Annotated in this window: 24 protein-coding genes; 13 read left to right on the forward strand and 11 right to left on the reverse strand. The window is 68.0% G+C overall.

The window, feature by feature from the left end:
• Positions 1–190 precede the first annotated feature (190 nt).
• Both NJG22_RS14895 and NJG22_RS14900 read left to right on the forward strand, forming a co-directional pair.
• A complete protein-coding gene (locus NJG22_RS14895) occupies positions 191–1,738 on the forward strand; it encodes a collagen-like triple helix repeat-containing protein (protein WP_253095538.1) in 1,548 nt (515 codons plus the stop codon).
• Between the two features lie 85 nt (positions 1,739–1,823).
• Positions 1,824–3,494, forward strand: coding sequence for a POTRA domain-containing protein (locus tag NJG22_RS14900; protein ID WP_253095540.1), 1,671 nt, complete (start codon positions 1,824–1,826; stop codon positions 3,492–3,494).
• 40 nt (positions 3,495–3,534) lie between these two features.
• On the opposite strand, the gene NJG22_RS14905 is transcribed toward NJG22_RS14900, so the two are convergent.
• Positions 3,535–3,942 (reverse strand): response regulator, encoded by a 408-nt coding sequence (locus NJG22_RS14905; protein WP_253095542.1) that lies wholly within the window; start codon positions 3,940–3,942, stop codon positions 3,535–3,537.
• A 47-nt stretch (positions 3,943–3,989) separates the two neighbouring features.
• Positions 3,990–4,172 carry a Flp family type IVb pilin gene (locus tag NJG22_RS14910; RefSeq protein WP_253095544.1) on the reverse strand — a complete coding sequence of 61 codons (183 nt, stop codon included), beginning with the start codon at positions 4,170–4,172 and terminating at the stop codon, positions 3,990–3,992.
• 289 nt (positions 4,173–4,461) lie between these two features.
• Here NJG22_RS14910 and cpaB point away from each other — a divergent pair, with 289 nt between their 5' ends.
• The 8 genes from cpaB to NJG22_RS14950 are packed head-to-tail and all read left to right on the forward strand — an operon-like array spanning position 4,462 to position 11,891.
• Positions 4,462–5,409, forward strand: coding sequence for a Flp pilus assembly protein CpaB (gene cpaB, locus NJG22_RS14915; protein ID WP_253095546.1), 948 nt, complete (start codon positions 4,462–4,464; stop codon positions 5,407–5,409).
• 18 nt (positions 5,410–5,427) lie between these two features.
• Entirely contained in the window at positions 5,428–6,663 is a 1,236-nt protein-coding gene (locus tag NJG22_RS14920; RefSeq protein ID WP_253095548.1) for a type II and III secretion system protein family protein, read from the forward strand.
• On the forward strand, positions 6,660–7,850 hold the full coding sequence (locus NJG22_RS14925) for a pilus assembly protein (RefSeq protein WP_253095550.1): 1,191 nt from the start codon (positions 6,660–6,662) through the stop codon (positions 7,848–7,850). Before NJG22_RS14920 ends, NJG22_RS14925 begins: the two co-directional genes overlap by 4 nt.
• A complete protein-coding gene (locus NJG22_RS14930) occupies positions 7,847–9,103 on the forward strand; it encodes a CpaF family protein (protein ID WP_217852508.1) in 1,257 nt (418 codons plus the stop codon). The genes NJG22_RS14925 and NJG22_RS14930 overlap by 4 nt, the downstream gene beginning before the upstream one ends.
• Positions 9,100–9,981 carry a type II secretion system F family protein gene (locus NJG22_RS14935; RefSeq protein ID WP_217852510.1) on the forward strand — a complete coding sequence of 294 codons (882 nt, stop codon included), beginning with the start codon at positions 9,100–9,102 and terminating at the stop codon, positions 9,979–9,981. The genes NJG22_RS14930 and NJG22_RS14935 overlap by 4 nt, the downstream gene beginning before the upstream one ends.
• Positions 9,978–10,871, forward strand: coding sequence for a type II secretion system F family protein (locus NJG22_RS14940; protein ID WP_253095552.1), 894 nt, complete (start codon positions 9,978–9,980; stop codon positions 10,869–10,871). Before NJG22_RS14935 ends, NJG22_RS14940 begins: the two co-directional genes overlap by 4 nt.
• A 44-nt stretch (positions 10,872–10,915) precedes the next feature.
• Positions 10,916–11,620, forward strand: a complete 705-nt coding sequence (locus NJG22_RS14945) for a tetratricopeptide repeat protein (RefSeq protein ID WP_253095554.1) — start codon at positions 10,916–10,918, stop codon at positions 11,618–11,620.
• Positions 11,621–11,633: 13 nt separating this feature from the next.
• Positions 11,634–11,891, forward strand: coding sequence for a DUF3613 domain-containing protein (locus tag NJG22_RS14950; RefSeq protein WP_217852516.1), 258 nt, complete (start codon positions 11,634–11,636; stop codon positions 11,889–11,891).
• A gap of 154 nt (positions 11,892–12,045) precedes the next feature.
• Here the strand turns inward: NJG22_RS14950 and NJG22_RS14955 are convergent, their stop codons facing one another.
• Positions 12,046–12,822 carry a response regulator transcription factor gene (locus tag NJG22_RS14955; RefSeq protein WP_253095556.1) on the reverse strand — a complete coding sequence of 259 codons (777 nt, stop codon included), beginning with the start codon at positions 12,820–12,822 and terminating at the stop codon, positions 12,046–12,048.
• A 118-nt stretch (positions 12,823–12,940) separates the two neighbouring features.
• Positions 12,941–13,411 (reverse strand): A24 family peptidase, encoded by a 471-nt coding sequence (locus NJG22_RS14960; RefSeq protein WP_253095557.1) that lies wholly within the window; start codon positions 13,409–13,411, stop codon positions 12,941–12,943.
• 75 nt (positions 13,412–13,486) lie between these two features.
• On the opposite strand from NJG22_RS14960, the gene NJG22_RS14965 reads away from it, so the two are divergent.
• Positions 13,487–13,930, forward strand: coding sequence for a TadE/TadG family type IV pilus assembly protein (locus tag NJG22_RS14965; RefSeq protein ID WP_253095558.1), 444 nt, complete (start codon positions 13,487–13,489; stop codon positions 13,928–13,930).
• 8 nt (positions 13,931–13,938) lie between these two features.
• Complete coding sequence (locus tag NJG22_RS14970) at positions 13,939–16,563, forward strand: PAS domain-containing sensor histidine kinase (protein WP_253095559.1); 2,625 nt, start codon at positions 13,939–13,941, stop codon at positions 16,561–16,563.
• On the opposite strand, the gene NJG22_RS14975 is transcribed toward NJG22_RS14970, so the two are convergent.
• The 7 genes from NJG22_RS14975 to NJG22_RS15005 all read right to left on the reverse strand — a co-directional run bounded on the left by NJG22_RS14975 (position 16,548) and on the right by NJG22_RS15005 (position 23,285).
• Positions 16,548–18,500 carry a pilus assembly protein TadG-related protein gene (locus NJG22_RS14975; RefSeq protein WP_253095560.1) on the reverse strand — a complete coding sequence of 651 codons (1,953 nt, stop codon included), beginning with the start codon at positions 18,498–18,500 and terminating at the stop codon, positions 16,548–16,550. The genes NJG22_RS14970 and NJG22_RS14975 overlap by 16 nt on opposite strands.
• A 242-nt stretch (positions 18,501–18,742) precedes the next feature.
• Positions 18,743–19,303: a DUF4136 domain-containing protein gene (locus tag NJG22_RS14980; RefSeq protein WP_217852524.1), complete on the reverse strand. Its 561-nt coding sequence runs from the start codon at positions 19,301–19,303 to the stop codon at positions 18,743–18,745.
• A 20-nt stretch (positions 19,304–19,323) separates the two neighbouring features.
• Complete coding sequence (locus NJG22_RS14985; RefSeq protein WP_253095561.1) at positions 19,324–19,950, reverse strand: DUF4136 domain-containing protein; 627 nt, start codon at positions 19,948–19,950, stop codon at positions 19,324–19,326.
• Positions 19,951–19,970: 20 nt separating this feature from the next.
• Positions 19,971–20,720 (reverse strand): methyltransferase domain-containing protein, encoded by a 750-nt coding sequence (locus NJG22_RS14990; protein ID WP_253095563.1) that lies wholly within the window; start codon positions 20,718–20,720, stop codon positions 19,971–19,973.
• Positions 20,717–21,022, reverse strand: coding sequence for a MazG-like family protein (locus tag NJG22_RS14995; protein ID WP_253095565.1), 306 nt, complete (start codon positions 21,020–21,022; stop codon positions 20,717–20,719). The genes NJG22_RS14990 and NJG22_RS14995 overlap by 4 nt, the downstream gene beginning before the upstream one ends.
• Before the next feature lie 56 nt (positions 21,023–21,078).
• On the reverse strand, positions 21,079–21,930 hold the full coding sequence (locus tag NJG22_RS15000) for a MaoC/PaaZ C-terminal domain-containing protein (RefSeq protein WP_253095567.1): 852 nt from the start codon (positions 21,928–21,930) through the stop codon (positions 21,079–21,081).
• A gap of 2 nt (positions 21,931–21,932) precedes the next feature.
• A complete protein-coding gene (locus tag NJG22_RS15005; protein WP_253095569.1) occupies positions 21,933–23,285 on the reverse strand; it encodes a 3-oxoacyl-ACP reductase in 1,353 nt (450 codons plus the stop codon).
• Between the two features lie 115 nt (positions 23,286–23,400).
• Here NJG22_RS15005 and NJG22_RS15010 point away from each other — a divergent pair, with 115 nt between their 5' ends.
• The gene (locus NJG22_RS15010) at positions 23,401–24,678 is read left to right on the forward strand and encodes an acetyl-CoA C-acetyltransferase (protein WP_253095571.1); all 1,278 of its coding nucleotides are present in this window, start codon (positions 23,401–23,403) and stop codon (positions 24,676–24,678) included.
• Positions 24,679–24,715 lie beyond the last annotated feature (37 nt).

The following is a 24,715-nucleotide window of genomic DNA, read 5'->3' on the forward strand; positions in this document are numbered from 1 at the left end:
ATCCTTGGTGAGCGTCGCTCAGGCGATTTTGCAACTTCATGAAGTTACAGCCCTTTTCGCCGTATCTTGAGCCCTAACCTGGGTACTAATACCAAGTCGTGGCCTACCCCTTTGCAACCTTCGGGCTTCACTGCTGACAGCAGGGCGACGATGCCGTCGCCCCATCACACGAGCAGCAGGAGTCATTCCCATGAACACTCAAGCGTGGAGCAGAACCGCCACGGCGCTGGCGATGATCATGGCGCTGGGCCTGGCAGGTTGCAGCAGTGGCGGCGGTGGGCACCACAGCGAGGTCGACGGCTCGTCTGCCGACGGCGGTGCGGCGGCCGGTGGCGGCGGCGATGGCGCAGGCGGCTCGGGAGGTACAGGCGGCACCACACCCGGTGAGGGGAGTGCCGGGGCCGGCGGTGGCACTGCGGGGGGAACCACGCCCGGCGGTGGCACAGGCGGTGGCAGCACCCCGGGTGGTGGCGACGGCGGTACGGGCGGTGGGCCTAGCACCGCGTCGCTGGTCACTGGCCAGGTGGTCGATCAGCTGGGCAACACGGTTTCCGCTGTCGGTGACGGCGTCAGTAACCTGGGGCAGGTGATTGGCGGCCTGCCCATCGCTGGCAGCACCTCGTTGAGCGGTGGCGTGGGCGCGCTGGTGTCGTCCACCGGCGATGCGGTGAACAGCGTCGGCAGTGGCCTGAGCGATGGCCTTGGGCAACTGGGCACAGGCAACAATGCCGTGGGCACCACGGTGGGCGTGCTCGGCGCCGCCACGGCCGACCTGGGCACCGGCGTCTCCGGCCTGGGCCAGGGCGTGGCCGGGCTGGCCAGCAGCGGGCCGGTCGAACAGGTGCCGCTGGTCAACCAGGTGGTCGCCGGCGCCGGGCAAGGGGTCGACCGGGTCGGCCAGGCGGTGACCATGCTGGGCGACACCCTGACGCCAGTCGCCAGCAATGGCCCGCTGGCCGGCACCAGCCAAGGGCTGAGCGACGCGTTGGTGCCGGTGGTCTCGCTGGTGGAGAACACGGCAGCGAATGCCACCCGCCAGACCGGGCTCGCGGCGCCGCTGAACCAGACCCTCAGCCAGGTGGGCGGGGCATTGACCCAGGCTGGCCAGCAGGTCGCTGGCAACGGCAATCCGTTGGCGGCCAGCGTCGGCCAACTGGTCGCCAATACCGGCACGACCGTCAGCACCAGCAGCGGCCTGGCCCCCGCTACCGGCGGCCCACGCAGCGGCTTGCTGGAAACCGTCGGCGGCGTGGTGGCCGGCGCCGGTAGCGGCCTGGCCAGCAGTACCGGCAACCCGGCGGTGGCGGCCATCAGCAGCAGCACGGTACAAACCGGCAACACCGTTGCCAGCCTGGGGACGGTGCTGGGCGGCAATGGCGTGACCAACACCGCGGCCGGGGCGCCGCTGGCCGCCGTGACCCAGCAAGTGGGCACGGGGTTGGCGCCGGTGGTCTCCGGGGTGGCCAGCGTGACGCAGCAGGTCGGCAGCAGTACCGGTGCAGGCGCCCCGGTGGCGGGATTGTTGAACCAGGTCGGCGGTGCTGTCGGCACGCTCGGCACGCAACTGGCCGGCGCATCGGCCAATCCTGTGGTGAGCCAGCTCGGCACCACGGTCACTGCCGTGGGCGGCACGGTCGGCCAGGCCGGCACTCTGGTCAATGGCGGCACGGGGCAACCCAGCGGGCTGGGCGGGGTACTCGATGGCGTGACTGGCGCCCTGGCCGGCGGGCAACGCTGAGGCGACGGGCTACGCTCTAGATGAGGTGCCTGGGCGGCAGGGTCGTCCAGGCACCGTTGCCAACACAGGATCATGGAGTGTCCCGATGCGTCTATTGCTGGTGACGATGCTGGCGCTGAGCTGGGCCGGCCTGGCCCGCGGCGAGCCCCTGCCGAGTTTCCTCAACAGCAACGACACCGAACGCCGCCTGCCCACCCCCAACCTGCCGTTGGACGCCTATCGCCCAGGTGCTGGCGCCGCGCAACTGCCGCAGGCGCAGCCGAGCGCCCAGCAGCCCTTGTTGATGAGTACCCGGGTCGCGGTACGCAAGGTGCGCTTCGAAGGGGGGACGGTGTATCCGCTGAGCGAGCTGCGCGAACATTACCAGCCGCTGATTGGTCGCGAGGTCGCCCTGGCCGAACTGATCGACATCACCCGCCGCCTCACCCAGCGCTACCAGCAGGATGGCTACCTGTTGTCCTATGCCTACTTGCCGCCCCAGGACTTTGCCGATGGCCGGGTGCGCGTGGTGCTGGTGGAAGGCTATATCGGCGATGTCCAGATCGAGGGCGAGATCGGTGGGGCACGGGCCTATCTTGAGCAGCTGTTCGACAAGCTCAAGGCCGAACGCCCGCTGACCCGGCAAAGCTTCGAGCGCTACACCAGCCTGGCCGGGCGCATCCCCGGCGTGACCTTCCAAGCCCAGGTTCCGCCGCCCGGCACCACCGATGGCGCGACCCGGCTGGTCGCCCAGGTTTCACGCCAGCCGTTCACCACCAGCATGAGCCTCAACGATGGCAGCCGCGAAGACCTGCAGGCGTTGCTGGGTGCCAGCAGCAATGCGCAGACCCGCTTCGGCGAGCAGCTGAGCGCCAGCGTGCTGGTGCCGCCGGGCGAGGACAAGGAGCATTACTTGCGCCTCGACTACAGCCAGTACCTCGATGCCGAGGGCTCGCGCCTGCTGCTGTCGGCCTCGCGCTACCGCAGCGAGCCCAAGGCGCGCATCCGCCTGGACAACGGCATCGACCTGACCCAGCAGCGCGAGAACCAACGCTACGCGGTGGGCATCAGCCAGTCGCTGATCGCCTCGCCCAGCGAATGGCTGGAGGTGGTCGGGCGCTTCTACGTGGTCAACGACCGCATCGATTACCAGGTGGTGGGCTTGCCCTTGCAGTTGCACAGCCGCACCGACCTGCGCGCGCTGTCCTTCGAGGGCGATTGGCGCAAGGCCGAGGCGCGGCGCCTGCGGATCCTCAGTGCGGGCGTGTACCAGGGGTTGGACCACTTCGGTGCGCGCAGCAACGCCGGCTACGACCTGGATTTCCTGCGCCTGCGGGTGTCCGGGGTGCAGAGCGACGACTTCGCCGACAACTGGCAGGGCGTGGCATCGGCGGCGGCCTACTGGAGCAACGACAGCCTGCCCGACAGCGAGCGCGCGGTGTTTGGCGGGCAGAACTTCGGGCGTGGCTACCCCAGCGACCAGGGGGCCGGCGACAAGGGCTGGGGGCTGGCCTACGAGGTCAACTACAGCGTCAAGCGCGAGGGCACCTGGCTCAAGGTCGTGCAGCCCTACCTCGCCCTCGATGCGGCGCGGGCCTGGTTCAATGAGCTCGAGGTGCAGAAGGCGAACATGTCGTCGGCGGCCCTGGGGCTGCGCTTTGGCGATGCGCGCTACTACAACATCGCGGTGGAGGTGGCCAAGCCGATGTCGGACATCGCCTTGGACAGCTTCAACCGGCGGCCGCGGTTGAACCTGAGCTTCAGTTATCAGTTGTAGGCGCGGCCGAGGCGTCGGACCGGTCGCGCAACAGCCCCAGCTATTTAGCGGCCTGCATCAACGGCTTGGGGAACAGGTTGTCCAGCGTCTCGAGCAGGCGCGCGTGGTAGATCGGCTTGCGGAACAGGTCGAGCACCTGCAGGCGCAGCAGGTCGCTGACATCGTTCATGTCGGCATGCCCGGACATCACGATCACCGGCAGGTGCTGGCGCGCGGTGTGCGCGCGCAAGCGCTGGACCAGGCCCAGGCCGCTCTCTTCGGGCATGCGCAGGTCGGTGATCACCAGCGCCACGTCCGGGTGCCGGGTCAGTTGCTGCAGTGCCGCTTTCACCGAGGTGGCGGTGTGGCAACTGAACCCTTCGTTTTCCAGTAGTTCGGCCAACTCCAGCAAGGCCTCTTCCTCGTCGTCGACCAGCAGGATCTGTTGACGCAACGACGAGTTGGGCATGGTCGGCTCCTGGTCAGGGGACTACAGGTCATGCAGGGCGCTGGCGGTCACTGGGTGATGGCGGTCTTGATGGTGGTCATGATCGCCGACACTTCGGTGGAGATGGGCGTGACGAAGCCGGCCAGCACCACCGCGACCATGGCCGCGATCACGGCGTACTCGATGCCGGAGGCGCCATCCTTGCCGTGCAGGAAGGCTTTGCAATGGAGGAGGATCTGTTGCAGCAGCATGGCATTGCTCCTTGCGCTCGTTGGGCGCCGGTCGTCGGGGTTTGAGAAGTGACACCCCTTTGCCATCAGAGCATCGCCAAGCCCTGGCAGGCTGCAAATGTAACAAAGCATTAGTCCAAAAGTATTAGGGCCGATTAGCCGGGCCAAGTGCCTGTTTTGCCGAAGCGTCAATTTCATGGCTCGAAAAAAACGGCACAGCTAATGGCGAAAGATTGCGGCTCAGCTACCGTCCAATAGCGAAATAGTTACCTTTTGCCATCATTGGTTCCAGGCGTAGGGGAGAGCGCAAATGAGCAGTCGCCTGACCATGATCCTCGCCGGCCTGTTCCTCGTCGCCGCCTTGCTGGCCGGGTACTGGGGGCTGCGCTTGAGCCGTCCGGCCGCGGTGCCTGCCGCAGCACCCATGGCGCCCTCCGAGGTGGTCGCCCCCGCCCCGGTGATCGTTGCCGCGCCACCTGAGCCGGCGCGTTCGCCCATCGTGGTGATGCGCCGCGCAGTGCCGGCCAATACTCCACTGACGGGCGACGATGTGCTGGTCGAGCGCCTGCAAGTGGTGCCGGCCGGGGCCTTCGAGCAACTCGACCAGGTGCTCGGGCGCCGTAGCGCGCGGCCACTGGCGGCGGGCAGCTGGCTGGAGGAGTCGAGCTTCCAGGCCGGCGGCCCGCTGGCGCGGATGATCCGCCCCGACGAGCGCGCGGTGGCGGTGGCGGTGGACGATGTGGTCGGCGCCGCTGGGCAGTTGCGCCCCGGCGATTTCGTCGATGTGCTGCTGTTCCTGCGCGAAGAGAACAACAACCCGCAAGCGTCGGCCCAGGTGGTGCTGCCGGCCCTGCGTGTGCTCAGCGTCGACCAGCAGACCGGGCTGGCCAACGATGGCCGCCCGGCACAGACCGCCGAGGAGCAGAAGGCCCGCCGCGACCAGCAGTCGTTGAACAGCAACGCCACCCGCACGGTTGGCCTGGCGGTGCCCGAGGCCCTGGCCAGCCGCCTGATGCTGGCGGCCCAGGCCGGCACCTTGCGCCTGGCGGTGCGCAGCGCCGACGAGCAGCGCCTGGCGGCCTACTGGTCGGGCCAGGCTGCCAGCCCGCAGTTGGACAACGCCAACCGCCAGCTCTACCGCTTCAGCCAGCTGTCCCAGGTGCCCCTGGCCAGCTCCGCCGCGCTCGCCGGTGCCAGCGCGCCGGCCATGCAGATCATCCGTGGTGCGCAGAGCGGCGATAACAACAAGACTCCTTGACCGGCAAGGATGCATTCCATGCGTAGTTCTTTGCATAGCGCTTTGCGTATGACCTCTTGTACCGGGCTGCTGTGCCTGCTGCTGGCAGCGCAGGCGCAGGCCGCCGGCAAGGGCTGCGCGGCGTTCGATCAGTTGCCCTCGGTGATCGAGCTGGACCAGGGCCTGCAACAGGAATTGCGCCTGCCGGTAGCGATCACCCGCGCCGCGGTGGGCGAGCCGAAGGTCGCCGACGTGCAGCCCAGCGGCGAGCGCGCGGTGCTGCTCACGGCGGTGGCCCAGGGCAGCACCAGCCTGATGCTGTGGACCGGCTGCGCCGCCCAGCCGCACCGGGCCATGCTGTTCGTCAAGGGCCGGGCCAGCGCCGACATGATGCCCACCGCGCAACTGCCCTCGGCGCAGGCAGACCTGCCGGTGCAGGTGCAGGCCGATATTCGTTTCGTCGAGGTACGCCGGCTGAAGTACAAGGAGGCCGGCGCGCGCCTGTTCTTCAAGGGTTCCAACAGCCTCATCGGCTCGCCCGGCACGGTGCCCGGGGCCACGGTGCGCCCGAGCGACATCCCCGGCGCGCGCCTCGACGATGAGGTCTTCAACATCGTCCTGGGCGGCAACAACGGGCGCTTCCTGGCCATGATCAATGCCCTGGAGAACAGCGGCTTCGCCTACACCCTGGCGCGCCCCAGCCTCACTGTGCTCAGTGGGCTGACCGCAAGCTTTTTGGCCGGTGGCGAGATCCCCATCCCGGTGCCCAGCAGCGGCAGCGACAACGTGTCGATCGAATACAAGGAGTTCGGCGTGCGCCTGGCGCTGACGCCCACCGTGGTCAGCCGCGACCGCATCACCCTGAAGGTGGCGCCCGAGGTCAGCGAGCTCGACTTCAACAACGCGGTGGTCATCGCCGGCACCCGGGTGCCGGGGCTGAGCGTGCGTCGCACCGACACCAGCATCTCCCTGGCCGATGGCGAGAGCTTCATCATCAGCGGACTGATCAGCAGCAACGTGCGTTCCAGCGTGGACAAGATGCCGGGCCTGGGCAACCTGCCGATCATCGGCGCCTTGTTCCGCCAGTCGGCGCTCAACCGCGAGGAAACCGAACTGCTGATGATCGTTACTCCGCACCTGGTCCAGCCGCTGGCCGCCAACGCGCGCCTGCCCGAGCTGCCCGGCGAGCGCCTGCGCACCTACGACCCCAGCTGGGGCCGCCTGTTCTTCATGGAAAACGGCAACTTCGAAGGCCGTGGCGGGTTGTCCCAATGAACGAAAGCCTGAACCACACCTACCTGGCCCTGACCCGCAACGAGGAAGACCTCAACTGGCTGCAAGGCGCGCTGGCGCCTCTCGGCCAGGTGATCGGCACCAGCAGCCCGGGCCTGGACGAATTGCTGGCGCTGGTCGACATGACCTTCAGCAACCTGGTGTTCATCGGCCTGGACCGTGAGCAACTGATCGGCCAGTGCGCGCTGATCGAAGGCCTGCTGGAGGCCAAGCCGATGCTGGCGATCGTCGCCCTGGGCGATGGCATGGACAACCAGCTGGTGCTGCACGCCATGCGCGCCGGTGCCCGCGACTTCGTCGCCTACGGCTCGCGGGCCAGCGAGGTGGCAGGCCTGGTGCGACGCCTGGGCAAGCGCCTGCCGACGGTGGCCAGCAACCCCAACCTGGGAGGGCTAAGCGTGCTGTATGGCGCCCAGCACGGCGCCGATGGCGCGCTGCTCACCACCCACCTGGCGCGGGTGGTGCAGGACAGCGGCCAGCAAACCTTGCTGCTCGACCTCGGCCTGCCCCGCGGCGACAGCCTGGCACTGCTGGGGCTGGAGGCCTCGTTCCATTTCGGCGATGCCCTGCGCCACCTGCGCCGTCTCGACGCGACCCTGATCGACAGCGCCTTCAGCCGCGACAAGGGCGGCCTGCGCATCCTCGCCTATGCCGACAACGACGAGGCCCTCGGCCAGACCAGCGCCGCCGAGGTGTACATGCTGCTCGGCGCCCTGCGCCAGCACTTCCAGCACATCGTCGTGAACCTCACCGGGCAGGACGACAGCGAGGCCTTGCGCACCATCGTCAGCCACTGCGACAAGCTGATCCTGTACACCGACCAGAACATCCTCGACTGCCGGCGCAACCTGGACGTGCTCGAGCAGTGGCGCGACCGCGGCATCAAGCTCGAGCATGCCAGCCTGTTGGTGGACCGCTACCAGCGCCAGGTGGCGCCAGATGCCGAGACCCTGGCCAAGCGCTACGGCCTGGCGCTGCTCAACGTCATGCCGCATAGCCCGGAGCTACGCCTGAACGCCAAGAACCAGGGCCTGAGCCTGTTCGAACTGGCCCCGCGGGAAAGCCTGACCCAGGCCTTGCGCGGCCTCGGCGAGCGCCTGGCGCGGCGCTCGGAAAACCTGGCGCCACCGGCCCATGCCTGGTTGCGCCGGCTGTGGGGCAACCGATGAACCACGAAGAACCCTTTGGCGGGCCACGCCATGCCGCCAGCGATCCGCAGGTGCTCAAGCGCGCCTTGCACCGGCACGTCATCGATGCCATCGAGGACAGCGGCCGCAACCTGCTCGAAGGCCCGCGCCCAGCGTTGGCGCAGTTCGTCCTCGAGCAGGTCGGCGACTACGTGGCGCGGCTGCGCCTGGCGCTGTCGCGCTACGAGATGGAGCGCCTGGCCGAGGAGATCGTCGACGAGCTGACCGGCTACGGCCCGCTGGAAGTGCTGTTGCGCGATCCGAGCGTCACCGAGATCCTGGTCAACGGCCCGTACCGGGTGTTCGTCGAACGCGCCGGGTTGTTGCAGCAGACCGACCTGCGCTTCATCGATGCGCACCATGTCGAGCGGGTGATGCAGCGCATCCTCGCGCCGCTGGGCCGGCGCCTGGACGAGTCGTCGCCGATGGTCGACGCGCGCATGCCCGACGGCAGCCGGGTCAACGCGATCATCCCACCGGTGGCGCTGGACGGGCCGTGCCTGTCGATCCGCAAGTTCCGCCAGGACATGCTCAAGAGCGCCGACCTGCTGGCCACCCGGGCCATCGACCAGGCCATCTACGACTTTCTCGAACGGGCCGTGGCCCGGCGCTGCAATATCCTGGTCAGCGGCGGCACCGGCACCGGCAAGACCACCTTGCTGAACATCCTCAGCCAGATGATCGCGCCCCAGGAACGCCTGGTGACCATCGAGGACGTGGCCGAACTGCAACTGCACCACCCGCATGTCGTGCGCCTGGAGACCCGCCCGCCGAACGCCGAGGGCCATGGCGAGATCAAGGCCAGCGAGCTGATCCGCAACGCCCTGCGCATGCGCCCGGACCGCATCATCCTCGGCGAGATCCGCGGTGCCGAGGTGCTCGATGTGATGACCGCGATGAACACCGGCCACGACGGGTCGATGAGCACCGTGCATGCCAACACCGCCCAGGATGCCTTGCTGCGCCTGGAAACCCTGGTCGGCCTCACTGGCCGCCAGGTTGCCGAAAAGACCTTGCGGCAGATGATCTGCGCGGCCCTGGACGTGGTGATCCAGTTGACCCGCCTGGCCGATGGCCGGCGCTGCGTGAGCGAAGTGCTGGAGGTGGTCGGTGTGCGCGACGATGTGTATGTCACCAATACCTTGTTCCGTCTCGACCGCCGCAGCGGCGACGGCTTCCTGCGCGAAGCGCCGAACCCGGCGGGCAGCAAGCTGCGTCACGAGGGGGTGCTGTGATGGGGCCGCTGCTGCTGGCGTTGTCGCCGCTGTGCCTGGGCATGGCGCTGCTGCTGTTGCGCCTGGGCCTGTACAAGCGCGGCGAGGAGCGCATTCTGTTGCGTCTTGGCCGGGCCTACCGTGCGGCGCGCAGCGCCAATGCCCGGCGCGACTGGCTCGACCCGCTGCTGCAGCGCGCCGGCCTGGCCCATGCGGACTTTTCGCCACGCCCGTGGCTGGCGGCCTGGCTGGCATTGACGGTGCTGGCGGGCCTGCTCGCCGGCGGGTTGGCGGCATTGATGCTGCTGCTTGGCCTGCCGCTGCTGGGGCACCTGTACCTGAGCTGGCGCTGCCGTCGCCGCTTGCAGCGGATCATCGAGCAATTGCCGGGGCTGCTCGACTACAGCGTGCGCAGCCTCAAGGCCGGTCGTACCCTCAGCGAAGCGGTGCTGGGCGGCGTCGACAGCACCCGCGAGCCGCTGCGCTCGGCGATGCTGCGGGTGCGCCGCAACGTGCAACTGGGGGTGCCGCTGGAGGATGCGGTCAGCGAACTGGCCGAGCTGTACGGCCAGGCCGAGCTGCGCATGTTCGCCCTGGGGCTGCGCATCAACCAGCGCCATGGCGGCAACGCCAGCGAATTGCTGGAGAACCTGATCAAGCTGATTCGCGAGCACGAGCAGGGTGACCGCCAACTGCGCGCGATGACCGGCGAAACACGCATTACCGCATGGATACTCGGTGCCTTGCCGCTGGCCATGGTCGGCTATTTCCTGATCGCCAACCCCGGCTACCTGCTGGCCATGTGGCGCGACGCCAGCGGGCAACTGATGCTGCTGTTGGCCTTCGCCCTGCAGGCCGTTGGCTGCCTGGTGCTGTGGCGCATGATGAGGCGCTTGTGAGCGGCGCCCTGTTGCTCTGCGCCCTGTGCCTGTTCGCCGGCTTCGCCTTGCTGGGCTGGCAGGTGGCGCGACAGGTGCAGGCGCGGCAACGGGTGCTGCGCCGCCTGCAGGGGCGCCTGGGGCGTGACGAGCGCCTCGGCGACTGGCTGCAGTGGCTGGGCAGCAGCCCACTGGGGCGGCGCCTGCAACGCCTCGATGGCGAGACCCAGGCCTTGCTCGACCGGCTCGGCTGGCGGCGCAGCCGGCAGCGCGCGCTGTTCGCCGCCGTGCAGTTGGGGCTGCCGCTGCTGGCGGTCGGCGTGGTGCTGCTGCTGGTGCATGGCATGCCCGGGGACAATCGTGGGCATTGGGGCGTGCTGGTGCTGTGCGGCCTGGGCGCCGGTTATCTGTTGCCCAAGCGCCTGCTGGCTGTCGCGGCGGCGCGTCGGCAGCGGCAGATCGCCGAAGAGGTCAGCCTGCTGATCCCGTTGCTGCGCATCCTGTTCGAGACCGGCCTGGCGGTGGAGCAGGCCTTGCGGGTACTGGCCCAGGAAGGCCGCAGCCTGGTGCCGAACATCAGTGACGAACTGCGCCTGGTGTTGCAGCGGGTCGACTCGGGCCTGGCCCTGGGGCCGGAGCTGGAAAAGTGCGCGCGGCTGCTGGCGGTGGACGCGTTGATCGACACCTGCGTGATTCTCCAGCAGTTGCTGGTTCAGGGCAGTGGTTCGATGAAGTCGTTGCTGGCGCTCAAGGAGTTGCTCGACGACCGGCGCCTGACGGGCCTGCAGGAGCGGGTATCGAAGATGTCGGCGAAGATGTCGGCGGTGATGATGGTGTTCCTGTTCCCGGCCTTGCTCATTGTCCTGGCCGGGCCGGGCTTTTCCGCGCTGGCGCGGGCGTTGGGGTCGTGAGCAGGGTGAGGCCTACAGACGATGCGATGGGAAGGAGAGATGCGATGAGAGCGATCCTGTTGTTCAGCAGCCTGCTGTTGCTCGCCGGTTGCGCTGGCCAGCAGCCCGAGGGCCTGGCCCGCCTGCTCGGCGGTGGCAGTTGCGCCAAGCCCGATGCCGACCAGCAACTGAGCCTGGACATGGCCGACCAGATGATCAACGAGGGGCGGCCCCATGCCGGGCTGGCTCATCTCGAACAGTTGCCCGATACCCTCGACCCGGTGCGCCTGCGCAAGGCCAAGGTACTCCGGGTGCTGGGGCGTAGCGAGGCCGAGCCGCTGTACCGCAGCTTGCTCGGGGGATGCCTGGCGGCCGAGGGCGAACATGGCCTGGGGCAACTGGCCGCTGCGCGTGGCGACGACGCCCAGGCCCTGCGCAACCTGCAGCGGGCAGCGCGGCTGGCGCCGACCGACGAAAAGGTGCGCAACGACCTGGGCGTGGTGCAGATGAACCTGGGCAACCACGAGCAGGCACGCTTCGAGTTCCTCACCGCCATTGAACTCAAGGACGACAACCCATTGCCGGCAGTGAACCTGGTGACCTTGTCGCTGCTGCAAGACCACTGGGACCAGGCCGAGGACCTGGTCAAGCGCCTGCACTTGCAGCCCGAGCAGTTCGCCGAGGCCCAGGCCCGAGCGCAGCGCATCCGCGCCAGCGGGCGCGGGCCGATAGCGGCCAGCGCGACTGCGTCGGCGGCCACGCTCAATTGACCTGGAGGTGAACATGTTCAAGCAAGCGATCGTCCTGGCCTGCGCCATCACCCCGTTGCTGGCCCTGGCAGACCCTGACGCGCAGGCGCCAACCGCCACCGAGGCGCTGTTGCAGGTGCAGGCGAGCAATCGCCAGGCCTCGCCGGTGCGCCAGGTGCAGACCGACAAGGAGCGCGACCAGGCCATGCAGCGCTGGCTGGACAGCTACAAGTACGCGATCCCGGATTTCTACCGCTGGACCAAGATCAACTCATCCAACAACGGCGGCTGATCGCTGATCACCCGCCGTGGAGGGGGCCATGACGGGAAACTTAGGCGCTGTATGCGACGTCTTGAGACGACGGTCAGGCGAGGCTGTTTGCAATGCAGCATGAACGCGTATCAAGGCTTTTCGTGCCGAGCCTGGCGAGGTGGCAGCGGGTTATTCAATGCGTGGTAAAGCGCTGGTGCAGCGGCGAAGAGCGCGGTGTCAGCGCCAGCGCCAGCTGGGTGCGGTTATGCATGTGGGTCAGGCGCAGTACCTGCGACACATACAGCTTCACCGTGTTCTCGGTGATGCCCAGTTCGCAGGCGATCTGGTAGTTGGTCTTGCCTTTGCTCACCAGCCGGGCGACTTCCAGTTGGCGTGGCGACAGTTTCTCGAACGCCGCCGGCAACTCCGGCTCGCCGTCCTCGGCATCGCTGGCGCGCCGGTGGGTACCTTGGCCGCGGGCTTTTTCCAGGTCCTGATACAAGTCGTCGATCGACTCGGCCAGCTCCTGCAAGCGCTGGTTGAGGCTGCCCAGCTCGCGGAAGTTGCGGCGCCGCTCGAGCAACGCGGCCTCCTGCCGGCGCACGCCCTCGAGCAGTTCGTCCAGGTCCATGGGCTTCTGGTAGTAATCGGCGAACCCCTCGCGCAAGGCGCGGATCACGTCCTGCTTGTCGGCGCGGCCGGTCAGCATGATCGCCTCGAACATCCGCTGCTGCCCGGCGATCTGCTTCAGCGCGCGCACCAGCTCGATGCCATCGCGCTCGGGCATGTGCAGGTCGCACAGCACCAGGCCGATGGCCTCGTCGGCCTTGTAGCAATCGATGGCCTGGCCCGTGGAATGGGCGGGAACGCATCGGTAGCCCTGGCTTTCGAGAAACTCGCACAACTCTTCGACGATCAGCGGCTGGTCGTCGACAACCAGAATCTTCACCTCACTGACGGACTTATTCACGATCAACTCCCTGTTGTATCGGCCCTGCTCCCGGGCCAGACGCTCTGGCAGGTAGAAAAGTAGTCGCACTTTGCAATTATGTACATCGGCCTTTCCCCTCAACCGACCATACGGTCGTTTATTGGATCCAAACGGCTGTCAGTAGGAAACCGGCCAGTACATAAGGGGCAAACGGCTGCTTGTCGCCGACCTGCTCGGCCAGCGCCTGCATGCGTTTTTTCACCTTGGGGTTGAGCAGGGTCCACAAGCGGCGACGGCCGAAGATCCAGGCCAGCACCGTGACCCCGGCGCCGATGAAGGTGCCGAGCACGTACTGCGGGCTGGTGGCCAGGGCCAGGGCGCCCATCAGCTTGACGTCGCCGGCACCGAAGCGCCCGAGCATGTAGCCGGGCAGGGTGAGCAGCATGACGATGGCCAGTGCCCAGCCCGCCTCGCTGGCCTCGGCGCCGATCCAGCTGCGCCCGGTGGCGAACAGCCAGACCAGGGCACAGGCAGCGACCCCGAGGGTGAGGGTGTTGGAGATCTGTCGTTCACGGACATCTTGTTCGGTGCACAAGGCAAGCCACATCAGAAGAACAATGCTGTGCATTGGCAAATGGCCATCCCTATTCGTTGAACGGATCTATGCTTTTACCCAAGACTCAGACTCAGGGTAGACGCGAACATGCAAGCAAGCCCGGCGCGGCAGCAAAAAGGCGCGGCAGCCATCGAGTTTGTCGCGGTTTTCATGGTGTTTTTCGCGGTGTTCTACGGTTTGGTCAGCTACGCCTTGCCGATGCTGATGCTGCAATCGTTCAACCAGGCCAGTAGCGAGGCGGTACGCCGGTGCGTGGCGGTGGACCCGAGCAGCCAGACCTACGCCCTGGATGTGCAGGGCCTGGCCCGCCAGGTGATCGGCCAGCAGTTGGCGTGGATGCCCAGTGCCCTGGGCTTCAGCGTGATCACCGACACCCGGGTCAGTGTCGGCGCCGACAAGGTGCTGACGGTGGTCATCGACTACCCGCGCGAGCGGCTCACGCGGGTCTTGCCGACCCTGGTGCTGCCCGTGGTGGGCGAGGTGCCGAAGCTACCCGCGCGCTTGCAGGCCCAGGCGAGCCTGCAACTGTGAGTGGCGGCTTGTTCGATCGCTGGCGCACGGCGCCCACCCCGCTGTCCGAACCGCAGGTACCGCCAGCGGTCGGCCTGCAACTGTGGCTCGATGACCAGGCCCGGGTGCAGCGCCTGGCCGGCCCGCTGCGGACCTTGCTGGCGTTGCCCGGGCAGGCCGGTGGGCGGCTGCACGACTACTTGCTGCGGCACAGCTGGCTGGTGCTCGAAGGCGAGCCCGCCGACTGGCAGGGCCAGCCGCTGGACCTGGATTTCCACACGGTCGTCGGCCAGGCCCTGCACACCCGTGGCTGGTTGCTGCGCCAGGCCCAGGGGTGGCTGTTGCAGCTGTTCGACATCGGCGACCTGCTGCGCGAGCAGCGCTGGGACCGGCAACGGCCATTGCTCGGCGAGATCGGCCATGCCCTGCGTGAGTGCGGCGCGGCGCGCCTGGTGCAGACCACCGAGGCGCAATTGCAACGGCTTGCCGAGCACTGGCAGGCCCGCTCGTTGCGCCTGCTGCTGCGCGAGGCCGATGGCTGGCGACATTACGCCAGCAGCGAGGGCGCCTGGCCCTGGCCCGCCGACCGCACCTTGCAGGCGCGGCTGCAGGCATGGCCGGCCCAGGGCCTGGTCGAGGCCAATGACGACCTGGAGCTGCTGGCGCTGTGCGGCGGGGTGTCGTTGTTCCTGGTGCCCTGCCGCCTGGGCCAGGATGCCGAGGCGTGGTTGCTGTGCGCCGGTGCGCCCCAGTTGCCGCCGGCCGACATGGCGCTGGCGTTGCTGCGCACCCTGGTCGAGCCGCTGCTGGTGCGCCATCGCCGCCAGCAGTTGCACGAGCAGGCCGCCCACCTTGACGATTTGCAGCAACAGTTGGGCGCGGGCTGGTGGCAATGGCCGGCGCAAGGTGACTTGCAACTGGACCCGACCCTGGCTGCCGCCCTCGAGCTGCCGCGCCGTGCCAGCGAGCAGCAGTGGCTGGCCTGCCTGCACCCCGCAGACCGGGAGCCGGCGCAACTGGCCCTGGCCCAGGCCCGCGACGGGCAGGCACTGAGCCTGAATGTGCGGGTGCTGGGCAACGACGTCCAGGCGCCGCCGCGCTGGCTGCATTGGGCCGGCCATGGGCGGGGCGGCCAGCTGCGTGGTTTTTTGCTCGATATCAGCGCGCTCAAGGCCCAGGAGCAACAAGCCGGCGCCGCGCGAGCCCGGCTGGAAAACCTGATCGCCAGCTCGCCGGCGGTGATCTACGTGCAACGCTATGCCGAGGGCGCGTTGCACAGCGAGTTCTTCAGCGCCAGCCTGGCACCGGTGCTGGGTTGGGCGATGGACAGCGAGCAGGCGCGCCAGCCTGGCCTGGCGGTGCATCCGCAGGACCGCGCGCTGTGGCTGGAGCGTACCCGCAGCTTGTTGCGCGACGGCCAGGTGCGGTGCCGCTACCGTCTGCGCGATCAGCGGGGGGGCTATCACTGGATCCTCGATGAGGCGCGCTTGCTGCGTGACGACCTTGGCCAGCCGCTGGAAGTGGTCGGCCTGTGGCTGGATGTCAGCGAGGCCAGCGAAGCCGCCGAGCGCATGCGCCAGAGCGAGGAGCGCTACCGGGTCTTGGTCGAGGACTCACCGGCGATGATCTGCCGTTACCGTCCCGACCTGACCTTGCTGTTCGGCAACCGGCCCCTGGCCGACTACCTGGGTTGTACGCCTGCGCAGCTCGAAGGCGCGGACCTGGGCCAGTGGTTGTCCGACGGCCAGCGCGAAGGCTTTGTCCAGCGCCTGCAGGCGCTGACCCCCGAGCACCCGGTGAGCTGCGCGGAAATTTGCCTGCAATTGCCAGGGCGCGAGCATGCCTGGTGGGTATGGGCCGACCGCGGGCTGTTCGATGACCACGGCCGTCTGCTCGAAGTCCAGGCCGTGGGCCGCGACAATACCGAGGTGCGGCGCAGCCAGCAGCAGCTGTTGCAAGGCGCCAAGATGGCCACCCTGGGCGAGTTGGCCACCGGCCTGGTGCACGAGATCAACCAGCCGCTCAACGTGATGCGCATGGCCGTGGCCAACACCCTCAAGCGCCTGGAAAACGGCGCCGCCGACCCGGCCTACCTGGTGGACAAGCTGCGCCGCATCGAGGCCCAGGTCGAGCGTGCCGCGCGGCTGGTGGAGCACATGCGCGTGTATGGCCGGCGTTCGGCGCTCGAACATGTGCCTTTCGCCGCCTGGGCCGCCGTGGCGGGGGCCCAGGCGTTGCTGGAGGAGGGCCTGCGCGGCAAGGGCGTGGAATTGCGGCTCGAATGCGCCGACGCGCAACCGCGGGTGCTTGGGCACCAGGATCAGTTGGAGCAAGTGCTGATCAACCTGCTGGTCAATGCCCGCGATGCCCTGCTCGAGCAGGGCCGGGCGCAGTCGTGGATTCGCGTGCGCCAGGTGCTGGAGGGGCAGTGCCTGTGCCTGCTGGTGGACGACAACGCCGGCGGTATCGACCCGCATTTGCACGCGCGCATCTTCGAGCCGTTCTTCACCACCAAGCCGGCCGGGGTCGGCACCGGGCTGGGGTTGTCGGTCAGCCACGGCATCGTCGCGCACATGGGCGGCCGCCTGACGGTGAGCAACGCGGGCGAAGGGGCGTGCTTTCGCATCGAACTGCCGCTTCACAGCACCAGTTGAGCGTGGCCGCTGGAGCAACTGAGGTTGGCGCCGACTTCGGCGTTGAGCAGGTCGATGCCCAGGGCCTTGAGCAGACTGTCGAGCAGAGGATCGACCAGCGGGCTGAGCAGGTTTTTGATCAGCGGCTCGAGGATGTTCCTCACGCTATCCAGCAACCCTGCCGTCAGTACCAGCACCTGGCCCAGGCCACTGTTGCCGGTGGGCTTGTAGGCCTCCAGGTGAATTCCGGCCAAGGTGTCGGTGAGGCTGGCCACCACCTGGGCCTGGTCGTTGTCCAGGTGTTGGTAGAACGGCTCATCACCTATTTCCCAGGCTGGGGTGGTGCGGCTGAACACCAGAGGCTTTTCGGTTGCACCGTTGCCCAACACCTTGGCGTCGACCCGCAGGCCGATCCCGCCGCCGGCAAAAGGTACACGGGTGCCGCAGGAGGGCGGCAGGACCAGCAGGCGGCTGCAGACATTGGTACCGATGTCGATCAGCGGCAGTGCTTTGACTGCGGTGGTGCCGTTGCCGAGGAAATCCGCAGGCGAGTCGAACTTGCCGACGGCGATCTTCGCCGCCGAGCGCTGGGTCAGGGTGGTCAGGCTCCTTGGTGTGCAACTGTAGTTGTCGGGCGGCGCCGGTCGCAGGCGACTGCTGCCCTCGGCGACTTCCAGGCCGACGTCGATATGGACCTGGTTGTCCAGCAGCTTGATGTCGCTCACCTTGCACGGTACGCCCAGGGCGCAGGTCAGCGATTGCACGGTACCCAGCAGGTTGAGGTTGAGCAGGTTGTTGAGCACGTTGGTCAGCGGCGCCGCCAGGTCCAGCACCGCGTTGGCCAGCCCGGCAATGCTGTTCAGCAACGGCAGGTCCAGGGATATCAGGGCTCGGACCTGGGCGGTATGCACCTGTAGGTCGTCGTGACGCGGATCGCCTACGGCAGAGATCTGCTGGGGGTCGATCACCCGTAGTTGCACCCTGCCATTGACCAGGCCAAGGACGCTGATCGGCAGGTCGGCATTTACTGCACGCTCGCTGGCCGCCAGCTGGATCACTCCCTGCACCAACTGCAACAGCTGGATGCTGGCGTCAAGCCCGGCCTGGGTCGTGCCGTTCTGCAAGTTCAGCAGCTCGCCCAGTTGCAGGCCGTTGGCGGGCAGGTCCAGCGCCACCTTGCCCAGATTGGTCAGCACATCGGCGGCGGCACCGCTTTGCTGCAGAACCTTGACTGCCGCTTGCAGCAATACCGTGGCGCTGGTGTCGAGGTTGAGCAGTTGCTGGTAATCGCCCACGTTCAGGTTCAGGTCGACAGCCAGTTGGTCGAGGTACTGCAACAGGTTGAGGCGGGTGTTGGCGATACCCTGCCAACCCAGCAAGTCGATCTGCGTGGAGCTGCCAAGGGCCTTGAGCAGGCCGTTGAGCACCGAACCTTGGCTTGAGTTGATCGTTGCCAAGGTTGTGCGAATGCTCAACATCGCCTGGGGCGGCCCGGGGCTGGCGGCAACCGCGCTGGCGTGCAGGTTGGTGGTACGCGCCAGGGCGCCGCCCTGCACCAGGGCATAGACGCCGCCGGCCACGCTGGTGACCACGACGTTGCTGACCTCGACCTTGATCGCTTCGTTGCGCGTGGCATCGGCGGTGAAGACCCGCAGGTTGTCGTTGCCGGTGCGCAGGTAGCCGCAGCTGGCGATCAGCGGGTTGAGCGGCGAGTGGCCGTTACGGGTGGCGGCGGTGCGCGCCAGGGTGCTGGCCTGGGGGCCGTTGCCCGCGCATTGGCCGCCCTGTCCGGCGGCCTCGAGGGCGGCCATGTCGGCGATGCGTTGCAGCTTGCGTTGCTCGAGGTACAGGCGCCCGCCGTCGACCGTCAGCAGCATGAACACCAGCGCCAGGCCCAGGGTCAGCGCGGCCATCAGGCCAATCGCGCCGCGTTGACGCACAGCGGAACGGGTAACCACAGGCACTCCTTTGCCGGCCAGGGGCCCGGCAGCACGGCGGCGGTGCAGGGAGTGTAGTCAAGGTGATAGCAACTTGCCTTGCCTGCTCAGCGCGATCTCTGTAGGAGCGGCCTCGTGTCGCGAAAGGGCCGCGCCGCGGCCCCGGCGATTGTCGCCTTGTTGCTCAGATCCGGGGGCTGCGCTGCAGCCCTTTCGCGACACCAGGCCGCTCCTACAGGGCGCCGTACTACTGCCCAAGCGGGTCAGTGCGGCGGATAGTTGCTCAACACCTGGGTCACCGTCTTCTGGATCGCCGCATTGCGTTCCTGCGGGCTGGGTGGGTAGTTGTTCATGATCTGCTCGGCGCTGCCGCGCCACACCAGCTTGCCGTCGCGACCATCGAACAGGTCGACCTGGATGGTCGCCACCTTGTAGTCGACGCTGCGCGTCTCGTTGTACATCGGCCCACCCCAGTAGCCCCCCCAGTAGCCGCCCCAGGCACCGCCATAGTTGGTGGTGATCTGCTGCTGGCGGTCCTCGACGATCAGGTAGGCGCGCACCTTCACATCAGGCCGGGCGTTGCCCTGCGCCGGGCGCAGGCCGCGCTGGTCGAGCTGGCCGGCCACGGCCTGGCGGATGCGCTGTTCGGTCAGGTCGCTCTTGATGCGGGGGTCGTCCGGGCGGTATTGCAGGCCCGGCTCCTGCCAGGCCCAGCTGCGATAGGCGGCGAAGTCGCGGCTGGCATCGAAGTCCTGTTGCACGTTGTTGCTCGAGCAGGCCGCCAGCAACAGGGCGAGGGACAGTAGAACGAGACGGCGCAACATGATGGTTCTCCGGTTCAAGGTTAACTGGGAGGATAGCCGCTCAGCGCCTTGCCCACCGATTCACGCAGGGCGCTTTCGCGTTCACGCGGCGCGTCCTTGTCGCTGCCGCTTTCGGCGCTGGCGCTCCACACCGGCTGGCCGTCGCGAGCGTCGAACAGGTCGATGCGCACCACCATCACCTCGACCTCGTAGGTGCGCACGATCGGCACGCTGGCATAGCCGCCGTAACCGTTGCGGTAGCCACCGTAGCCAATGCCGCCGTAAGGGCCGTAGTAAGGGTCGTAGTCGTAGTCACGTACCTGGCGCAGGCGCCGCTCCAGGCGCACGTCGGCGCTTACCAGCAGGTCGGCGGTGGTACCCCGGGCCGGGCGCAGGCCGTGCTGGTCGAGCGCATTGCTGACTGCGTCCGCCAACTGCCCGGGGGCCGCGTTCAGCAGGCCCTGCGGCAGTTGGTCGTCGCGCCAGCGCCAGCTGCGATAACGGCCATAGTCACGTGCCGGGGCCGGGTAGGCGCTGGCGTCGAAGGTGGCAGCGGCCTGGGGCGGTGCCGGCGGCAACGGCTTGCCGCTGGCGACGTAGGGGTTGCTGCCCTGGCAGGCGGCCAGGGCCAAGGGCAACAGGGCCAGGCACAACAGACGGTACGCCATGAGTCCTCCTGGCGGATGCTTCAGTGGGGCCGGCAGATCCAGTGCAGGTAGCGGCCGAGCCCTGCGAAGCTGGGGTGGCGGCGGTGCGCCAGTTCCATCTCCAGCACGTCGAGCAGCTCGGCCTGGGCCTGGAATTGCTTGGGCATGTAGTCGTGGAACACCCGCACGCCGCTTTCGCTTTCGACCTGCCAGTAAGGCCCAAGTTGCGCCTTGAGCTCGCGGGGATCAAGCGGTTTCTGTGGGGTCAGGCTCTGCTTTTCCCCAGCCAGGCGGTTGCTGCGCAGCTTGCGGAAATGGCCCTTGAGCAGGTTGCGGTAGACCAGCGCGTCGCGGTTGTAGAACGCCAGCGACAGCCAGCCGCTCGGGGCGGTCAGCTGGTGTAGCACTGGCAGGATGCTCTCGGGCTCGGCCAGCCATTCGAGCACGGCATGGCACAGCACCAGGTCGTAGGGTTCGGTGAGCTGGCCGAGCAGGTCCTGCCATGGCGCCTGGATGAAGGTCGCCGTCGCGCCGGCTTCGGCGAAGCGCGCGCGGGCGCCGTCGAGCATCGGCGCGGCGGGTTCGGCCAGGGTCAGGTGGTGCCCGCGCTGGGCCAGCCACAGCGCCATGTGGCCAAGGCCGGCGCCAATGTCGAGCACCCTCAGCGGGCGCTCGGGCAAGGTTTCGGCCAGGTCCGCCTGGAGCACGGCCAGGCGGATCGCGCCCTTGGCGCCACCGTAGATCTTCTCGGCGAAGCGGCTGGCCAACTCATCGAAGTGACGGTCGTTCATTTGGCGAAGCGCCTCTCGCTGTCGGCCAGCTTGGCCCGTACCACGGCGTCCATGTCCAGCCCCAGTTCGCTGCACAGCAGCAACAGGTAGAGGACGATATCGCCGACTTCCTGGCCGGCATGGGCGAGCTGCTCGGCGGGCAGTTGGCGCGACTGGTCCTCGGTCAGCCATTGGAAGATTTCCACCAGTTCGGCCATCTCGACGCTGGCGGCCATGGCCAGGTTCTTCGGACTGTGGAAACCGCGCCAGGCATTGTTGTCGCGGATGCGGTACAGGCGTTCGGTCAGTTCTTGCAGGTTCATCGGGCTCTCCTCGTGGCGCATAGCTTCCGGCGAGGTGCCTTGCAAAGCAAGCCCGATCAGAGCGGGCGCCAACTACCGAGCATGTGCAGCAGCCCGCCGTGGCCGTCCAGGCGCAGCTCGCCGCTCGGCGCCGCCGCGCTGGCGCTCAATATCACCTCCGAAGGTAGGCGCACCGGTTTGTGCAAGTCCACCGCGAAGGCATACCCGGCCTTGGGCAGATGCCCCTGCAAGGCCGCCAGCGCCATGGCCTTGCTCCACATGCCGTGGGCGATGGCCCTGGGGAAGCCGAACAGGCGTGCCGTGAGGCGGCTCAGGTGGATCGGGTTGTAGTCGCCGCAGACCCTGGCGTAGCGTCGGCCGATATCGCCGTCGGCGTACCAGCGGGTGGCCTCGGGCAACGCGACGGGGTTCGGTGCGGCCAGGTCCGTGGACGACGCCTCGAGCTTGAGACCGCGCACCAGCATGCGGCTGGTCTCGCGCCAGAGCAGGCCCAGGCCGTCCTCGGCCTCGGTCACCAGGTCGAAGGTGCCGCCTTTTTCATGGGGCCGCAGGTTGTCGGCATACACCGCGAAGCGCAGCCCGTCGATGCCGCCCAGGGGGCGCAGCACCTGCAGGCTGTTGTGCAGGTGCACCAGCCCCAGCAGCGGGAAGGGAAAATCCTCGGCGGTGAGCAATTGCAATTGCAGGTTGAAGGCCATGATGTGCGGGTAAGTGCCCGGTAGGCGGCCGTCGTCGGCGAAATGGCAGAGCCGGCGGTAGGCCGCCAGGTTGGCTGGATCTACCCGCAGGAAGCAGCGCAGGCCTTGCTGCGGCAGCTGGCTGCCACGGATCTTGCGTTTGCCGAGGGCGCGCAGGTACAGGTTCGCCCGCGAGTCGAGGTGGTGCAGGTCGTGCCAGGCTCGGGTCATGGTCAGGCTCCCATCAAGGCTTGGCCGCAGACCCGCAGGGCCTGGCCGTTGACCGCCCCCGAACCCGGCTGGCTGAGCCAGGCGGTGGCTTCGGCGACATCCTGTGCCAGGCCACCTTGGCCCAGTGAACTCAGGCGCCGGCCCGCCTCGCGCAGGCCCATGGGCATGGCCGCGGTCATGTGGGTCTCGATGAAGCCCGGCGCCACTGCGTTGATGCTGGCGCCCTGTTGGGCCAGGCGTGGCGCCCAGGCCTGGGCGAACCCGATCAGCCCGGCCTTGCTGGCGGCATAGTTGGCCTGGCCGCGGTTGCCGGCGATGCCGCTGACCGAGGCCAGCAGGGTAATACGCGCGTTGTCGTGCAGCTTGCCGGCCTCGAACAGCGCCTGGGTCAGCACCTGGGGCGCCTTGAGATTGACCGCCAGCACCGCGTCCCAGTATTCCGGGGTCATGTTGGCGAGGGTCTTGTCGCGGGTGATGCCAGCGTTGTGCACGACGATGTCCAGGCCTTCCGGCAGGGCGTCGAGCAGTTGCGTGGCCGCGTCGGCGGCGCAGATGTCCAGGGCCAGGGCGCGGCCACCCAGGCGTGCGGCCAGGGCGTCGAGGTCGCGCTGGGCCTGGGGCACGTCGAGCAAGGTGACCTCGGCGCCATCGCGCGCCAGGGTCTCGGCGATGGCCGCGCCAATGCCGCGGGCGGCGCCGGTGACCAGGGCCCGGCGCCCGGCCAATGGGCGGGTCCAGTCCTCGACCTGGGTGGCGCAGGCCGTCAGGCGCAGCACCTGGCCACTGACGAACGCGCTCTTGGGCGAAAGGAAGAAGCGCAGCGCACCCTCGAGCTGCGCCTCGGCGCCTTCGCCGATGTACAGCAGGTTGGCCGTGGCGCCATTGCGCAGCTCCTTGCCCAGCGAGCGGCTGAAGCCCTCCAGGGCGCGCTGGGCGATGCAGGCCGCTGGGTCGGCGAGCAGCTCGGGGGCGCGGCCAAGGATCAATACATGGGCACAGGGCGCCAGGCTACGCAGCAAGGGTTGGAAGAACTCACGCAACTGCTTGAGCGCGTCGCTGTCGGATATGGCACTGGCATCGAACACCACCGCCTTGAGCTTCGGCCCCAGGCCAGCGACCCAGGCCGGCGCTGGCAGCGACTCGCTGTTGAAGCTGTAGCAATCGGCCGTGAGCCGGGGGGCGATGGTGGCAACGTGCGAGGCCAGCGGCCCGCCACCGAGCACCAGCGCACCCTCGATCGGGCGCAGTCGGCCGGCCTGCCAGCGCTCCAGCGGGGCTGGGCGCGGCAGGCCCAGGGCATCGACCAGCTTGCGGCCGAGGGTGGAGTTGGCAAAGCCCAGATAACGGTCGCTCATGTAGGGTTCTCCCTGAAGGCAAGCATGCAAGTGTGGACCAGTTTTGCCCAAGGGGCGTTCGAATCGCTGGAAACGGCCTACGCTTACGGATCAAATCGTTTCAGGAGAAACAGGCATGCATTCCATTCGCCGGGTCGCGATCCTGGGCGGTAACCGAATACCTTTCGCCCGCTCCAACGGTGCCTATGCCAAGGCCAGCAACCAGGCGATGCTGACCGCGACCCTCGAAGGGCTGGTCGAGCGCTATCGCCTGCATGGCCTGCGCCTGGGCGAGGTGGTGGCGGGAGCGGTGCTCAAGCAGTCGCGTGACATGAACCTGACCCGCGAGTGCGTGCTGGGCTCCCGGCTATCGCCGCAAACCCCGGCCTACGATATCCAGCAAGCCTGCGGCACGGGGCTGGAGGCGGCGCTACTGGTGGCCAACAAGATCGCCCTGGGGCAGATCGACAGTGCGATCGCCGGTGGGGTGGATACCACCTCGGACGCTCCAATCGCGGTCAACGAAGGGCTGCGGCAAATCCTGCTGCAAGCCAACCGCGGCAGAACCCTGGGCGAACGCCTCAAACCGTTTCTAAAATTGCGCCCGCAGCATTTGCGCCCCGAACTGCCGCGCAATGGCGAGCCGCGTACCGGGCTGTCGATGGGCGAGCATTGCGAGCGCATGGCGCAAACCTGGCAAATCGAGCGCGGCGACCAGGATGCCCTGGCGCTGCTCAGCCACCAGCACTTGGCGGCGGCCTACGCCGATGGCTGGCACGACGACCTGCTGACGCCCTACCTGGGCCTGACGCGCGACAATAACCTGCGCGCGGACCTGACCCTGGCGCAACTGGCCAAGCTCAAGCCGGTGTTCGACCGCAGCGGCCTGGGCACGCTCACCCCGGGCAACTCCACGCCACTGACCGACGGCGCCTCGTTGGTGCTGCTGGGCAGCGAGGCCTGGGCCCAGGAGCAAGGCCTGCCGGTGCAGGCGTACCTGGTGGATGGCGAGGCGGCGGCGGTGGACTTCGTCCACGGCCAGGAGGGCCTGCTGATGGCGCCGGTGTACGCGGTGCCGCGTCTGCTGGCGCGCAACGGCCTGGCGCTGCAGGACTTCGACTACTACGAAATCCACGAAGCCTTCGCCGCCCAGGTGCTGTGCACCCTCAAGGCCTGGGAAGACCCGGCCTATTGCCAGGCGCGCCTGGGGTTGGACGCAGCGCTGGGGACCATCGACCGCAGCAAGTTGAACGTGAAGGGCAGTTCGCTGGCGGCCGGCCATCCATTCGCCGCAACCGGTGGCCGTATCCTGGCGAACATGGCCAAGCTGCTGAAGGCGCGTGGCAAGGGGCGTGGGTTGATCTCCATCTGCGCGGCCGGTGGCCAGGGGGTCACGGCGATCGTCGAGCGCTAGCCCTGTTCGCCGGCAAGGCCGGCTGCCGCTGGTATGC

It is taken from the genome of Pseudomonas sp. VA159-2 (genome assembly GCF_024126635.1).
GTDB classification, from domain to species: domain Bacteria; phylum Pseudomonadota; class Gammaproteobacteria; order Pseudomonadales; family Pseudomonadaceae; genus Aquipseudomonas; species Aquipseudomonas muyukensis.